The organism is Mycobacteriales bacterium (genome assembly GCA_036497565.1).
Taxonomy (GTDB): Bacteria; Actinomycetota; Actinomycetes; order Mycobacteriales; family QHCD01; genus DASXJE01.
Genome location: DASXJE010000197.1, coordinates 1 through 13,655, shown reverse-complemented (window position 1 = coordinate 13,655; position 13,655 = coordinate 1). Strand labels below are relative to the sequence as shown.

General features: G+C 69.9%; 11 protein-coding genes. 4 read left to right on the top strand and 7 right to left on the bottom strand.

Translation table 11 applies throughout. From position 1 onward, the window contains the following. Positions 1-156 precede the first annotated feature (156 nt). Complete coding sequence (locus VGH85_16360; protein HEY2175381.1) at positions 157-606, top strand: nuclear transport factor 2 family protein; 450 nt, start codon at positions 157-159, stop codon at positions 604-606. Between the two features lie 124 nt (positions 607-730). Continuing rightward, entirely contained in the window at positions 731-3,382 is a 2,652-nt protein-coding gene (locus VGH85_16355) for a fibronectin type III domain-containing protein (protein ID HEY2175380.1), read from the top strand. A gap of 44 nt (positions 3,383-3,426) precedes the next feature. Here VGH85_16355 and VGH85_16350 read toward each other — a convergent pair whose 3' ends face one another. Genes VGH85_16350 through VGH85_16335 form a run of 4 tightly spaced genes read right to left on the bottom strand, consistent with a single transcriptional unit; the run spans position 3,427 to position 8,064 of the window. Continuing rightward, positions 3,427-4,431: an ABC transporter permease gene (locus tag VGH85_16350; GenBank protein HEY2175379.1), complete on the bottom strand. Its 1,005-nt coding sequence runs from the start codon at positions 4,429-4,431 to the stop codon at positions 3,427-3,429. Then, positions 4,428-5,429, bottom strand: a complete 1,002-nt coding sequence (locus VGH85_16345) for an ABC transporter permease (protein ID HEY2175378.1) — start codon at positions 5,427-5,429, stop codon at positions 4,428-4,430. Before VGH85_16345 ends, VGH85_16350 begins: the two co-directional genes overlap by 4 nt. Then, on the bottom strand, positions 5,426-6,955 hold the full coding sequence (locus VGH85_16340) for a sugar ABC transporter ATP-binding protein (protein HEY2175377.1): 1,530 nt from the start codon (positions 6,953-6,955) through the stop codon (positions 5,426-5,428). Before VGH85_16340 ends, VGH85_16345 begins: the two co-directional genes overlap by 4 nt. Before the next feature lie 2 nt (positions 6,956-6,957). After that, positions 6,958-8,064 carry a sugar ABC transporter substrate-binding protein gene (locus VGH85_16335; protein HEY2175376.1) on the bottom strand — a complete coding sequence of 369 codons (1,107 nt, stop codon included), beginning with the start codon at positions 8,062-8,064 and terminating at the stop codon, positions 6,958-6,960. A gap of 223 nt (positions 8,065-8,287) precedes the next feature. Here VGH85_16335 and VGH85_16330 point away from each other — a divergent pair, with 223 nt between their 5' ends. Then, complete coding sequence (locus VGH85_16330; protein ID HEY2175375.1) at positions 8,288-8,773, top strand: hypothetical protein; 486 nt, start codon at positions 8,288-8,290, stop codon at positions 8,771-8,773. Positions 8,774-8,928: 155 nt separating this feature from the next. Here the strand turns inward: VGH85_16330 and VGH85_16325 are convergent, their stop codons facing one another. After that, a complete protein-coding gene (locus VGH85_16325; protein ID HEY2175374.1) occupies positions 8,929-9,681 on the bottom strand; it encodes a TIGR03943 family protein in 753 nt (250 codons plus the stop codon). Next, positions 9,678-10,664 (bottom strand): permease, encoded by a 987-nt coding sequence (locus VGH85_16320; protein HEY2175373.1) that lies wholly within the window; start codon positions 10,662-10,664, stop codon positions 9,678-9,680. Before VGH85_16320 ends, VGH85_16325 begins: the two co-directional genes overlap by 4 nt. A 134-nt stretch (positions 10,665-10,798) precedes the next feature. On the opposite strand from VGH85_16320, the gene VGH85_16315 reads away from it, so the two are divergent. After that, entirely contained in the window at positions 10,799-11,371 is a 573-nt protein-coding gene (locus tag VGH85_16315; GenBank protein HEY2175372.1) for a hypothetical protein, read from the top strand. 10 nt (positions 11,372-11,381) lie between these two features. Here the strand turns inward: VGH85_16315 and metE are convergent. After that, the coding region (gene metE / locus VGH85_16310; GenBank protein ID HEY2175371.1) for a 5-methyltetrahydropteroyltriglutamate--homocysteine S-methyltransferase at positions 11,382-13,655 on the bottom strand (2,274 nt) is incomplete at its 5' end.

Below are 13,655 nucleotides of genomic sequence, written 5' to 3'. Positions count from 1 at the left end.
CGGCACGACGTCCCCGACCGGCTGGCCTGAATGGCTCTGTCCCCCCGCAATTCCCCCTGCACCAGAGCCGAAGCTGAGCCGACACGCATCCCACCGTCGGCGCCGGAGGCGACCCAATGCCGCAGCAGCACACCCGCGGCCTGGTGGCTGTGCACAGTGACCGGTGATACCGATGGCGGCGACGTCATCCGACCGGCGCTCGCAGCGCTGCCCGATGAACTCTGCCACCTCATTGCCGACGCCATCGGCGACGGGGACCTGGACGCCGCGCTCAGCTACTACGAACCGGACGCCATCCAGGCGACCGACACCGAAGCACCCGCAATCGGCCTGGATGCAATTCGACAGGTGCTCGCCGGGGCGGTGGAGGCCAAGCTGGCCTACGACGTACAGGTGCAGCGCAGCCTGATCATCGGCGAGATCGCGTTGCTCGCGGGGCGATGGAGCATGCGCGGCACCGACCAGAGCGGAGTCCCCAGCGCCGTGTTCGGCACCGTGAGCTCCATCGCGCGCCGCGGACCCGACCGCTCCTGGCGCGTCATGGCCGAGACCCTCATCCGCGACACCGGCCCCGCCCCTGGCGTCGCCGGCGAACGCCGTCCCTGACGACCACACTCCCGGCGTTTCCCCCAGCACACCCTGCACTTCGCCCCGCACCGCGCGGGATGGTCGCGAAAGCGCAATTTCGCGACCCGCGCACCTCACGCCGTACCGACCCGGAGGACTCCTGATGACGTTTCAGCTGACCGGAATCTGGCGCACTGCAGTGGCTGCCTCCGCAGCGCTGCTGGCCGCCGTGGGCGGGCTGGTGCTGGTCGGGGCGTCGCCGGCATCCGCCGCCGTGGCCGGCCACATTCTGTTCCCCGTGGCCGGTACGACGAGCTGGACAGTGCCGGCCGGTGTCACCACCGCCGTTTTCCGGCTCGACGGCGGCTCCGGTGGCTCGGAGACCACCTATCAGGGCAAGACCACCGACGGAGGCAAGGGCGGGCAGGTCAGCGGCGTGCTGACGGTCACACCCGGCCAGACCTACACGATCGGCATCGGCGGCCAGGGCGGAAGCGTGCAGGGCTTCTACAACTCCGTGGTCGGCGGCGGCGCCGGTGGTGCCGGCGGCGGTGGTGACGGCGGCTCCGGTGATGACCCGGGCGCCGGCGGCGGCGGGGCATCCCAGGTAAGCCTCGACAACACCCTTCTTTTCGCCGCAGCCGGCGGCGGTGGCGGCACGGGCTCGGCGGCCTTCGATCAGCAGTCCCCTGGCGGGGACGGTGGTGGATTGACCGGAGCCGACGGTTCGGTGTTCAACGCCGAAGCGCAGTACGGCGCCGCCCGCGGCGGCACCCAGAGCCAGGGCGGAGCCGCCGGCACCAACGACCATGCCACCGGCGAGTCGGCGGGCACCTTCGAGCTCGGCGGCCACGGTGGCAGCGCCAGTTCCACCGACACCCTCACTACCGGCGGCGCCGGCGGTGGAGGCGGCCTGTACGGCGGCGGCGGCGGCGGCTCATCCGGCGGTGGCGGTGGATCCAGCTACCTGACCCCGGACGCGCTGAACACCTCGAACACCGCCGGGGACAACACCGATGGCGGCTACGTGAACATCGACTACGGCGTCGCCGACACACCGGGAATGGTGAACCCCACCCCGATGCGAGCCACGGCCGGCCAGCCGTTCTCGTATCAGCTGACGACGACCAGCTGGCCGACGCCGCAGATCGTGGCGGTAGGTGGCTCATTGCCGACCTGGCTGACGCTCTCCTCCAACGGCTTGCTGTCCGGGACGACGACCAAGGCCGGGGAGTACGACTTCCGGCTCGCGGCCCTCGGACCGTACGGCGAGACGACGTACGCCATGTCTGTGTTCGTGAACCCGGGAGCCACCGGTCACATGACGATCGACGGGATTACGCCGAGCACGACGGCCGGTACGAGGTTCCCGGGCACCGCCACTGGTCACTGGGTGGACGACTACGGCAACGGCATCTCCGGCGTCAGCTTCGTCGCGCTGCTCCTGACCGACGGCCCGACCGCGACCTTCGACAATGGCACCACCTCGGTGCAAAGTGTCACCGGTCCGGACGGCCGCTTCAGCATCGGTGGCGTCACCGCCGGGCCGACACCCGGCACCCTCGACCTCGCCGTGGCCTACGCGCCCTTCCAATACTCGCGCGTGCACCTGACGATCACACCTGCCAACGCGCAGGCCACGTTCGGCGTGGGCGACCCGCCCACCGCGACCGTCGGCACCCCGTACTCCTATGTCGTCCGCACCAGCGGCTCGCCCACACCGACGGTCAGCCTGAACGCCGGCACGCTGCCGCCCGGACTCGCGATCGCACCTGACGGCACGCTGTCGGGCACACCGTCCGCCGCCGGGACATACACGGTCTCGTTGCTGGCGAACAACGGCTTCGGTAACCCCGCGACGCGGACGTTGGTCGTGCACGTCGCTCCTGCTCCGGCGCCGGCCGGTGCGCCGACGATCGGATCGGCAACGGGCGGCGACGGCACGGCTATCGTGCGGTTCACACCGCCCGTGAACGACGGTGGGGCGCCGATCACCAGCTACACCGTCACCGCCAGTCCTGGCGGGAGAACCGCGACCGGGACAGTCAGTCCGATCACCGTGACCGGACTGACCAACGGCACCAAATACACCTTCACGGTGACCGCCAAGAACTCCGTCGGCATCGGACCGGCTTCGGCCCGTTCCAACGCGGTCACCCCGGCAAAGGCGCTGGCGATCGCCACGGCCAGTCCGCTGCCGGCGGGAACGGTCGGTGCCAAGTACGCCAGGACGCTCGCGGCCACCGGCGGGATCGCCCCCTACAGTTGGGCGCTGACCAGCGGCAGCTCACTGCCGGCCGGGTTGACCCTGCACTCGAACGGGACCGTCACCGGGACCCCGACCAAGGCGGCAACGTCGAGCTTCACGGTCCACGTGACTGATGCCGCCAGCCCGGCGCATACCGCCACCAAGGGTCTGTCGGTCACGATCCGGCCGGCGCCGCCACGCGCCGACCTGGCCGTCTCCATCGCCCGTCCGGGCGCCTTCGTGGCCGGCCACAACGGCGGGTACCGGTTCACCGTGACCAACACGGGCACCGCCGCCACCGCCGGCACGACCACGGTGTCGGTTGCCTTTCCGGGCGGGCTCACACCGACATGGACCAAGGGATCTGTCTGGACGTGCAACGGCCACGGCCAGTCAGGATCGTGTACCCAGACCGCGGCGATCGGGGTCAAGCACACCAGCGTGCTGTCCCTGCAGGTGCACATCGCCGCACGTGCGGGCCAGTTGCTGACCACCACCGCCGTCGTCGCACCCACTGACAGCACACCGGGTGATAACACCGCCACCGACCACGTCCGCATCCAATAGCGGTAGTGCGTCGGGGTCAGCGGTGGTCAGCGGGCTTCGGCCCGCTAGGTTTCTCGTTCGGCGCGGCCGTAGATGAGCAGGATGACCAGGATCACCGCGCCGTAGACGATGCTGCGGCCGTAGTCGGGCATGTTCTTCGCCAGGGCCAGGCTGATGATCGCGGTGAGGATGATTGCGCCCGCCAGTGAGCCGAGGTAATGCCCGCGTCCGCCGAGGATGTAGACCCCACCGATGACCGCGGCCGCGATCGACTCGAACAGGTACGGGTCGCCCATCCCGAGGGTGGCCTTGCCGCCGTACCCCATCAGCAGAATCCCCGCCGTCGCCGCGAGTAGGCCGGACAGGCCGTAAAGCAGGACGGTGACCATCTTGACGTTGACCCCGGACAGGTAGCTCGCGCGCTCGTTGTTGCCGATGCCGTAGACCTGCCGGCCGAACGTCGTATAGCTCAGGACCAGGGTGACGACGACGGCGACGCCGAACAGGATGATCAGCACCGCCGGGATGCCCAGCACGCTCCCGAACACCGCGGTGTGCACGACACCCGGGGCCGCCGACGAGCACGACCCGCAGGTGAATCCGCCGGTGAACCCCAGTGTGAGGCCCTGCATCACGCCGTTCATGCCGAGCGTCATGATCACCGCGGGCACGGCGAGGAAGGCGACGCCGAGCCCGTTGACCAGGCCGATGACCAGCCCCATCGCCAGGGTGAGCGGGATCGCCCACGCCGCACGGGAATTCGAGCCCGCCGCAGTGACTGCGAGTAAGACGGCGGCGCCGTTGAGGACCCACGGCACGGACAGGTCGATGCCGCCGATCAGAATCACGAAGGTCTGACCGGCCGCGACCAGCGCGACGAACGACGCCACCACCAGCACGGTCTTGACGCCGCTGCCGCTGGCGAAGCCGGGCTCCACCTGGTCGCCGATGACGAAGATCAATGCCGCAGCGATGAAGCCGTACAGCGCCTTGCGCCGGTCGGGCTTGAACCGGTCCCAGAGGACCGCGACACCGCGCCCGTCGGCGACCTTCCCGACATCCGCGCTCACCGTAACCGCCTCCTCAGTAGCAACCCGGCTAACGCGGTGAGCGCCGCGGCGACGACCAGGAAGAGCCCTTCGTAGAGCGGCTCCTCGAGCGGGTCGACATGGCCGAAGAACAACACGTTGACCAGGACGGTCAGGACGAAGGCGCCGACGACGGCCCCGGCGGCGCTGCCCCGGCCACCGGTCAGGCTCACACCGCCGATCACTGCCGCGGCGATCGAGATGAGGGTGAAGACATCGCCGGCGGTCGGGTCGCCACCGGTGGTCTGCGCGGCGAGCAGCAGTCCGGCGAAGCCGACGAACGCACCGGAGATCGTGTAGGTGGCGAGTACGACGCGGGTCACCGGGACGCCGTTGGCCCGCGCGGCCTGCCGGTCGTTGCCGATCGCGTAGATCCCGATGCCCAGCGACGACCGCCGCAACAGCCACCAAAGCAGGAGCCCGACGGCGATCACCACGAACGCCGTGGGCTCGCGCGGATTGGCCAGGGTCGATGTGACGCCGCTCGCGACCTGCCCGCCCGGCTGCGGCAGCACCTTGAGCGCGAGGCCCTGGAAGATGGCGAGGCTCCCGAGAGTGACGAGAATCGGCTGCAGCCGACCGAAGGCGATCAGCAGTCCGTTGAAGAGTCCGGCACCCGCACCGATCAGCACGATGATCACGGCCCAGAGCAGCATGTGCCCCGTACTGCCGTGCATCTCGAGCGCGGACACGCTGTTGGTGAGGTCCATGACTCCGCCGACGGACAGGTCGATCCCGCCGGTCAGGATGACGAGTGACTGCCCGAGCGCGGCGAAGACCAACGGCAGCGCGTTGTCCGCCGTGGACGTCAGCTCGAAGTTGCCTGGCAGCCGCCCGATCTGGTTGCCGTAGAGGCCTAGGTAGATCGCGACCATCAGCACGAGCAGACCGACACCGAGGAGCAGCGGAGCGTTCTGGCTCAGGCCGTGCGCGGCCGGGCTGCGGCGTCGCCGCTGTTGGATGGCGGGGATTCCGGTCATGCCGACGTTGCCTCCTCGCGTACGGCGGCCCCGACGATCGCCTCCGGGTCGATGTCGGGTCCGGTGAGCTCGCTGACGATCCGCCCGTCGCGCATGACCAGGACCCGATGCGAATGGTGCGCGACCTCCTCGGTGTCCGAGGAGTAGTAGAGGATCGCCTTTCCCTGCGCGGCGAGGTCGGCCATCAGCCGGTAGAGGTCCTGCTTGGTGGCGACGTCGACGCCGCGGGTGATGTCGTAGAGCAACAGCACCCGCGAGTCGGTGAGCAGCCAGCGGCCGATCAGTGCCTTCTGCTGGTTGCCGCCGCTGAGGCCGCGCACGGGCTGGGCCCAGCCGCGAGCGCGGATCCGGAGCCGGCCCATGAGGTCTTCGGCGACCCGACGCTCTTCGCGGAGCTTGCTGAAACCGCCCCGCGACAGGGAGCTGAGGACGCTGAGGGTGAGATTCTCCTTCACCGACATCGGCAGCAGCAGGCCCTCACCCTTGCGGTCCTCCGGCACGAGCGCGATGCCCGCCTTGATCGCGTCGCGCGGACTGCGCAGCCGCCGGGGCGACCGCTCGACCTCGATGACGCCCTGCGCCCGCTGCACTCCGAAGAGGGCGTGGAACAGCTCGCGTTGCCCCTGGCCCTCTAGGCCGCCGACGCCCACCACCTCGCCGGCGTGTACGGCGAAGGAGACGCCGTCCAGGCCGGTGCCCTGCAGATCGCGAACCTCGAGCACCGGCTCGTGACGCTCCAACGGCTCCAGCGCCGCGACCGGCTCCGCGGCACTCCGGCCGGTCATCAGCCGGACCGCCTCGTCCTCGCCGAACCTGTCCCGAGTCTCGACCTCGGTGCCGCCGCGGAAGATCGTGACCCGGTCGGCGAGGCTGCTGATCTCCCGCCACCGGTGGGAGGTGAAGACGATGCAGGCACCCTCGTCGCGAAGCCGGCGCAGCAACTGGAACAGCCAGTCCGACTCCCGCTCGGGCAATGACGAGGTGGGCTCGTCGAAGAAGAGGATGCTCGGCTCGCGACTGACCGTCCGGACCACCTCGAGCATCTGGCGCTGGGCCAGCGACAGGTTCGCGACCACTTCGCGGGGGTCGATGCTGTGCACGTCGTACTGCGCGAGGAGCTCCTCGGCCCGGGGGACGAGCTCGCCGCGGCGGACGATGCCGAAGTGCCGCGGTTCCCGGCGGATCAGCAGGTTTTCCGCCGCTGTCATCCAGGGCAGCAGGGTCAGCTCCTGGAACACCGCACCGATCCCGTGATCGTGGGCGGCGTCCGGGCTGCGCAGCCTCTCCTGCTGACCGCGGATCCGGATCTGCCCGCCGTCGGGCTGGTGCATCCCGCACAGCGCCTTGATCATCGTGCTCTTGCCGGCGCCGTTCTCCCCGATGATGGCGTGGATCTCGCCGAAGTCGGCCTGGAACGTCGCGTCGTGCAGAGCGGCCACGGCACCGAAGTGCTTCGAGATGTCGAGACCCTCGATCGCCGGGCCCGTGATCGTCGTACCTCCTCGGCCGTCCTGCGGTGTCGGCACGATCAGGCCTCCTTCGGGAGATTCACGTTGAGGCTGTGCGCACACGGGGTGCCCTTGAGTGCGCTCTGCAGGCACATGTGCAAGACCGGACGGGCCGAGGTGTCGGTGAAGCCGGTGAAGAAGCTGTCCGCCACCTCGGGAAACACCGTCTGGCCGACCTTCACCGTCTGGTCGGTCACTGACGGGAAGGGCAGAACGACATCCTGCCGGGGGTACTCGTGCCGCAGGATCCGCCGCGCGACCTCGAGCGACACGACCGAGAGGTACGGCGGCTGGCCGATCGACAGTCCCTTCACCTTGGGATACCCCGGCATGCCGGCCAGGAACTTGCGGAAGCCGTTCTCCGATTCGCCGCAGGTCGGTGGAAGCGGTTTCCCTGCCCCCTGGAAGGCTTTCAGGATCCCGTCAGTTCCGCCCTGTGCCCAGATGCCGTCGATCTTGGGCAGTGAAGGCAGGATCGCCGCGGCATTCTTCTGCGCGACGGATGAGTCCCACATCGTGGTGAACTTGTTGACGACCTTGATCCCGGGGTACTTCTTCCAGACCTTCTCCGCGCCGGCATTGCGATCGGCGTCGACAGTGGTCCCCGGTACGCCGGTGCCCATGATGACGTTTCCCTTGCCGTGCAGCAGGCCGGCGAGATGTTCGGCGAGCAACTGCCCGAACTTGAATTGGTCGGTGTTGACGTTCAGGGCCTTCTTCGTGCTCACCGTGTTGTCGAATGCGATCACGAGGATGCCGTGCGCCGCAGCCTGCTCGATGATCCCGTTGAGCGCGGTCGGTGACGCCGCGTCGATGACGATCGCATCGACCTGCAGCGACACCAGGTTGGCCATCTCCTGCGACTGGTCGCGGAGGTTGTTGTTGGCGTTGTAGATCGTGCCCTCGACCTGCGAGGCGAACGGCTCCATCTGCAGAGCCGCCTTCCACTGGTTCTCCATCTCGATGCGCCAACTGTTGCCGATGTAGGAGTTGGCGAGAGCGATGCGCAGCTTGCGGTGGCCGCCGCTGGCCTGGGCGGTGGAGGCGCACCCGGCGGCGGCCGTCAACGCACCTCCGGCGAGCCCGCCGCACGCGAGATGCAGGAAATCCCGCCGATGCAGTGACATTGCGAATCCTTCCTCGCCGTCAGATGGTGAAAGCGTTGAGCCCAGTCGACGTGCGCAGACGCTACGACATCCAGAGCCGTTCGGCAGGTCGGGGTTGCACCCCACGGCGTCATATCGGGGCAGAAGGGCGCCATGACGGACAACACGGACTGGCCACGGTGTGACCACTAGTGACTGATCGGTTCCGTTGCGTCATCAGGATTTCTGTCCCATCCTGGGGAACGTGACCCGGCTCACGACACCCGTCCCGCCGTACGTCGATCCGACGACGTGGCGGCGGTTCTGCGCGTCGGTGGTCGTCGTCCCGGACGGCTGTCACCTATGGATCGGTCCGCCCGGCAGCGACGGCCACGGGCACTTCTGGGCCTACGACCGGGCATGGAGCGCGCACCGCTTCGCGTGGTTCGCCTGGCACGGCGAACCAGGTGACGACCATCTGGTCGTCCACCGGTGCGACCGATCGATGTGCGCACCGGTCACCCGGGCGACCGCCGATGCACACCTGCGGTCGCGCACCATCACCGGCCGCACCGCTGCGCGCGGTTCCGGCGACCGTGGTCACGCCCGCCGGGTCGGCGTGGTCCGGGCGAGCGCCACGCACCGTCGCCGGCGCGACGCCGAGGCTGCGCACCGCGCGATTCAAGCCGGCACCCTCGACGCGTTGACGGTCGCACTCAGCCGCGAGGCCGAGGCCGACGCACCCCGCTGACCGCCGACCCGCTGACCGCCGACCCGCTGACCGCCGACCGGAGTCCTGACCCGCTCCCGCCCTCACGTCCATGATCGTGATCGGATAAAGCCGCGAAACGCCGTACGGATCCGATCACGATCATGGGAGCGCTGGGAGATAGGTCGCGGTTGCGGTCACTCGTAGGGCTCGGCCGGGGCGCCGACCGGCGTGATCCGTACGACCCGCAGAACTGCGAGCGGCCCGGAACCGTTGTCGTCGCGGTGATCGAGCCCCGCGTAGCGTCCGGTGACCTTCAGCCACTCGTTGGCCCGCACCCGCGGAATGGTGCCGGTGACCATGACCTCGATCGGGCTCGCGTCGGCGGCACAACAGGTGATCATCATGCGGGTCAGGAAGATCCCGCCGCCGGTCCGAGGGGTGACGAACCCGGTGAGCGCGACCGTGCGGCCGGTCAGGGTGCGGCCCTTGTCCCACACCGCGCGTTCGGAGAAGTCCCGCAGCGTGTCGGGCACCGCGCTGCCGGCCGGCAATGCGGTGAAGGTGCTGTCGCCCACCGGCTTCGCGACGCCACCGCCCCGATGCGCTGCGGTATAGGCGCCCAGGGCCGGGGGAGCGACGAGAAAGATGACCAGGATCGGTGCCAGCAACAGCCAGGCCACCCAGCGCTGGCCGGTGTGCGCGTGCCCGTGACCGTCACCGTCGGCGGCCACCCCGTCGTCGGCGTGCTCGACGGCGTCGTTTCCGCGCCGACGCAGGTCGCTGCGGAGCAGGGACACGATGCCGATCACGATGAGCACGATGCCGGCGATGAGCAGCCACGGGCGGAGATTGCCGCGGACGTAGAGCTGGTAACTCCCGTCCGCCGCGATCCGCGTCACGGCCGCGCCGACAAGCACGACGAGCAGGCTCTGGGCATCCTGGTTCACAGCAACCACCCCCCGATCGCGACGCTGGTGGCGATCCCGACGACGAAGACGAGCGGTGCGAAGCGGACGACGAAGGCCCGGCCGAAGAGTCCGGCCTGCATGGCGATCAGTTTGATGTCGACCATCGGCCCGACTACAAGGAATGCCAATCGTGCGGTCAAGGAAAACTGGGTCAGACTCGACGCGATGAAGGCGTCCGCCTCGGAGCAGATCGCCAGCACCACAGCGAGTACGGCGAGCATCGGCACCGCGAGCCAGGACGTGCCGACCATGTCGAGCACGCTGCGGGGGACCACGACGTTCAAGGTGGCCGACGTGAAGCTGCCGATCACCAGGAAACCGCCGGCGTTGACGAAGTCGTGCCGGCACGCCGCGGCGAATCCGGCGAGTGTGCGGTCGACCGGCGCCGGCCGGCTCACGGCGCGGGTCCACTCGGCGCGGCCGAAGCGCGCCCACACCCAGCCCACGACCACCGCAGCCGCCAACGACGCGACGAAGCGCGCCAGCACCATCTCCGGACGGCCGGGGAAGGCGACCGCGGTCGCCACCCGCACCACCGGGTTGATCGCCGGCGCGGACAGCAGAAACGCCAGCGCTGCAGGCGCTGCGACGCCGCGGGACATCAGCCGGCCGGCGATCGGCACCGAGGCGCACTCGCAGCCCGGCAGCGCCGCGCCGGCGAGCCCGGCGACCGGCACGGCCGCAATCGCCCGCCGGGGGAGGGCCCGCTCGAAAAAGGTCGCCGGAACGAACGTGGCGATCACAGCACTGATCACGACACCCAGGACCAGGAACGGCACCGCCTGAACGACGACTGCGACGAACACCGTCGCCCACGCCTGGACCGCGGGCGCGTCGAAGGCCCCGACGAGCACCGGCTGCAGGGCGAGTACGGCGACCAACGACCCGGTCAATACGCCGACCGACCCGACCCGCCCGTGGGTACGCCGAACAGCGTCGGTAACTGCCCCCGACACAGTCATAGCCGTGATGCTCCCACTCGGACGGCGCCCGACGAGGTCATCGGCGCCGTGTCACGCGAGCCGGGAAGCGCCCGCCGTGCAACGCTGACACATGATCGGCTCCGATGTCGAGGCCGATGGCGCAGCATGTGGAGGTGAAATCTGTGTCGCGGCGGGTCGTCGTCCTTTGTGGACTTGTGGTCGTGGTTGCCTTCGCATTACTCGGCCGCACCGCGGCGCAGTCGCACCCGAGCGGCACGTCGGCACCGGCCGGCCCGGTCGCAGCGACCTCAGGGCCGCCGTCTGGTGCAGCAGGCGGAGGGGGCGGCGGACTGCCGGTCGGGGCGCCGCAGTCCGGCCCGACCGGCCACGGTCATGCCCTGGCGACCGGCAGCCTGCACCAGAAGTTCACCTTCAGCGCGGTCAGCTGCGTACACAGCCCCAACTCCCCGACCGGCGTACTCGCCCGGGGATCCACCAGCCTGTCCGCCGGAATCCCGGACACCCTCTCGGTCAGCACCGATAGCACGACAGACGCGCGGATCGCGCTTCAGCTGTCCGCAGGCGCGGCCTGGAGCGACCAGCACGTCGCAAAACCGCCCACCATCCGGCGTACCGGCATGACGATCACCTTCTCCGGGGTCGTCATCCCGGAGACCGGTGCGCACAGTCGCACCGCGACGATCAGCGGATCGCTGACCTGTACGACGATCATCACCCTCGGCTGACCGGCCGCCCTCAGCCGGCGGCCGCGATCCGGCTGCGGGCCTGTCGCGCCGCCTCGACCATGTGGGCCAGGGCCGGGATCACCTCGTCCTCCCTGCGGGTCTTCAGGCCGCAGTCCGGGTTGACCCAGACCCGCTCGGCGGGCAGGTGCTCCAGCGCGCGATCCAGCAGCGCCACCACTTCGGCGGTGTCCGGCACCCGCGGCGAGTGGATGTCATAGACCCCGGGCCCGACCGCCGCCGGGTAGTCGGCGTCGGCAAGTTCCCGGACGACCGCCATGTCCGATCGGGCTGCCTCGAGACTGATCACGTCGGCGTCCAGCGCGACGATCGCGTCGAGGACGTCACCGAACTCGGCGTAGCACATGTGGGTGTGGATCTGGGTGTCGTCGCGCACCCCACTCGTGGCCAGTCGGAACGCCTCGGTCGCCCAGCGCAGATAGTCCGGCCGGGCAGCGGCACGCAGCGGCAACCCTTCCCGCAGGGCAGGTTCGTCGACCTGGATGATCGCCAGGCCGGCGGCCTCGAGATCGGCGACCTCGTCCCGCAGCGCGAGTGCGACCTGTCGGGCGGTGTCGCCGAGCGGCTGATCGTCGCGGACGTAGGACCAGCTGAGCATCGTCACCGGCCCGGTGAGCATGCCCTTGACCGGACGGTCGGTGAGGCCCTGGGCAAAGCTCGCCCAGTCGACGGTCATCGGACCCGGACGGGATACGTCGCCGGCGATCACCGGCGGCCGCACGTAACGGGTACCGAAGGACTGCACCCAACCGTGCCGGGTGGTGAGAAATCCGGTGAGCCGCTCGGCGAAGTACTGCACCATGTCGTTGCGCTCGGGCTCACCGTGCACGAGAACGTCGAGGCCGGCCGCCTCCTGGATACCGACGACGCGGTTGATCTCCGCTCCGATCCGGGCGCGGTAGTCCTCCGGTGCCAACGCGCCGGTCGGCAGCGCGGCCCGCGCCTCCCGCAGGGCCTTGGTCTGCGGGAACGACCCGATGGTGGTCGTCGGCAGGGGCGGGAGGGCCAGCCGGGCGGCCTGGGCGGTCGCGCGCGCGGCGTACGCCGTAGAACGCCGCAGGTCGGCCGGCGTCACGCCTGCGACCCGGTCCCGCACCGCCGCGTTGCGGGTCATCGGAGCCGATGCCCGGCTCGCGAGGTCGGCTCGATTGGCCGCGAGCTCGGAACGAATCGCCTCCGGACCGCCGGTCATGCCGCGGGCGAGGGTCACCGTCTCGTCGACCTTCTGCCGCGCGAACGCCAGCCAGCGCGCGATCTGCGGATCAAGCTGGCGCTCGAGGGCGAGGTCGAGCGGCACGTGCAGCAACGAGCAGGAGGGCGCCACCACGACGTCGGCGAAGCCCTGCAGCCTGCCGAGCGTCGACAGGGATGCCTGCAGGTCGTTCTTCCATACGTTGCGGCCGTCGACGACGCCGGCGATCAGGCGCTTGCCTGGAAGACCGCCGCCGGCGGCGAGCGCGTCGAGGTTGCTCCTGGCCGGGCCGGTGAAGTCGAGGGCCAGGCCCTCCACCGGGGCGTTGCGCAGCACCGGCAGCGCCGCACCGACGGTGTCGAAGTAGGTCGCGATCAGTAGCTGCGGCCGGTGGCTCACCGCGCCCAGGCGCTCGTAGGCCCGCGCGGTGGCGGCGAGCACCTCCTCGGGCTGGTCGAGGACAAGGGCCGGTTCGTCCAGCTGGACCCAGCGGGCGCCGGCGCCGCGCAGGGTGGCGAGCAGTTCGGCGTAGACGTCGAGCAGGTCGTCCAGCCTGGAGATCGGCGCGAACCCCTCGGGTGCGCCGGGCGCCGGCTTGGACAGCAGGAGAAACGTGATCGGGCCGAGGAGCACCGGGCGGGCGTCGAGCCCGAGGTCGAGCGCCTCGGCCAGCTCGCTCACGGGTTTGCGCGGGTCGAGGACGAAGTCGGTGTCGGGTCCGATCTCGGGGACGAGGTAGTGGTAATTGGTGTCGAACCACTTCGTCATCTCCAGCGGGGAAGCGCCGTCGGTGCCCCGGGCCATCCCGAAGTAACGCCGCACCGCCGACTCGTCGTCGTCCGCCGGTCCCGCATGACGAGGCGGTATCGCGCCGACGAGGACGGCGGTGTCGAGCACGTGATCGTAGAAGGAGAAGTCGTTGCACGGCACTTCGTCGATTCCGGCGGACCGGAGTGCTTCCCAGTTCTCCCGCCGCACCCGCGCGGCGGTCGCGTGCAGGTCGGCCGTCGTCGCCTCCCCGCGCCAGTAGGACTCGGTGACCCGCTTGAGGGCGCGGTCGGCGCCGACTCTCGG

Coding starts and splice junctions, on each gene's coding strand:
- VGH85_16345 (HEY2175378.1), bottom strand. CDS start 5,429: ATGACCGGAATCCCCGCCATCCAACAGCGGCGACGCCGCAGCCCGGCC.
- VGH85_16355 (HEY2175380.1), top strand. CDS start 731: ATGACGTTTCAGCTGACCGGAATCTGGCGCACTGCAGTGGCTGCCTCC.
- VGH85_16335 (HEY2175376.1), bottom strand. CDS start 8,064: ATGTCACTGCATCGGCGGGATTTCCTGCATCTCGCGTGCGGCGGGCTC.
- VGH85_16320 (HEY2175373.1), bottom strand. CDS start 10,664: ATGACTGTGTCGGGGGCAGTTACCGACGCTGTTCGGCGTACCCACGGG.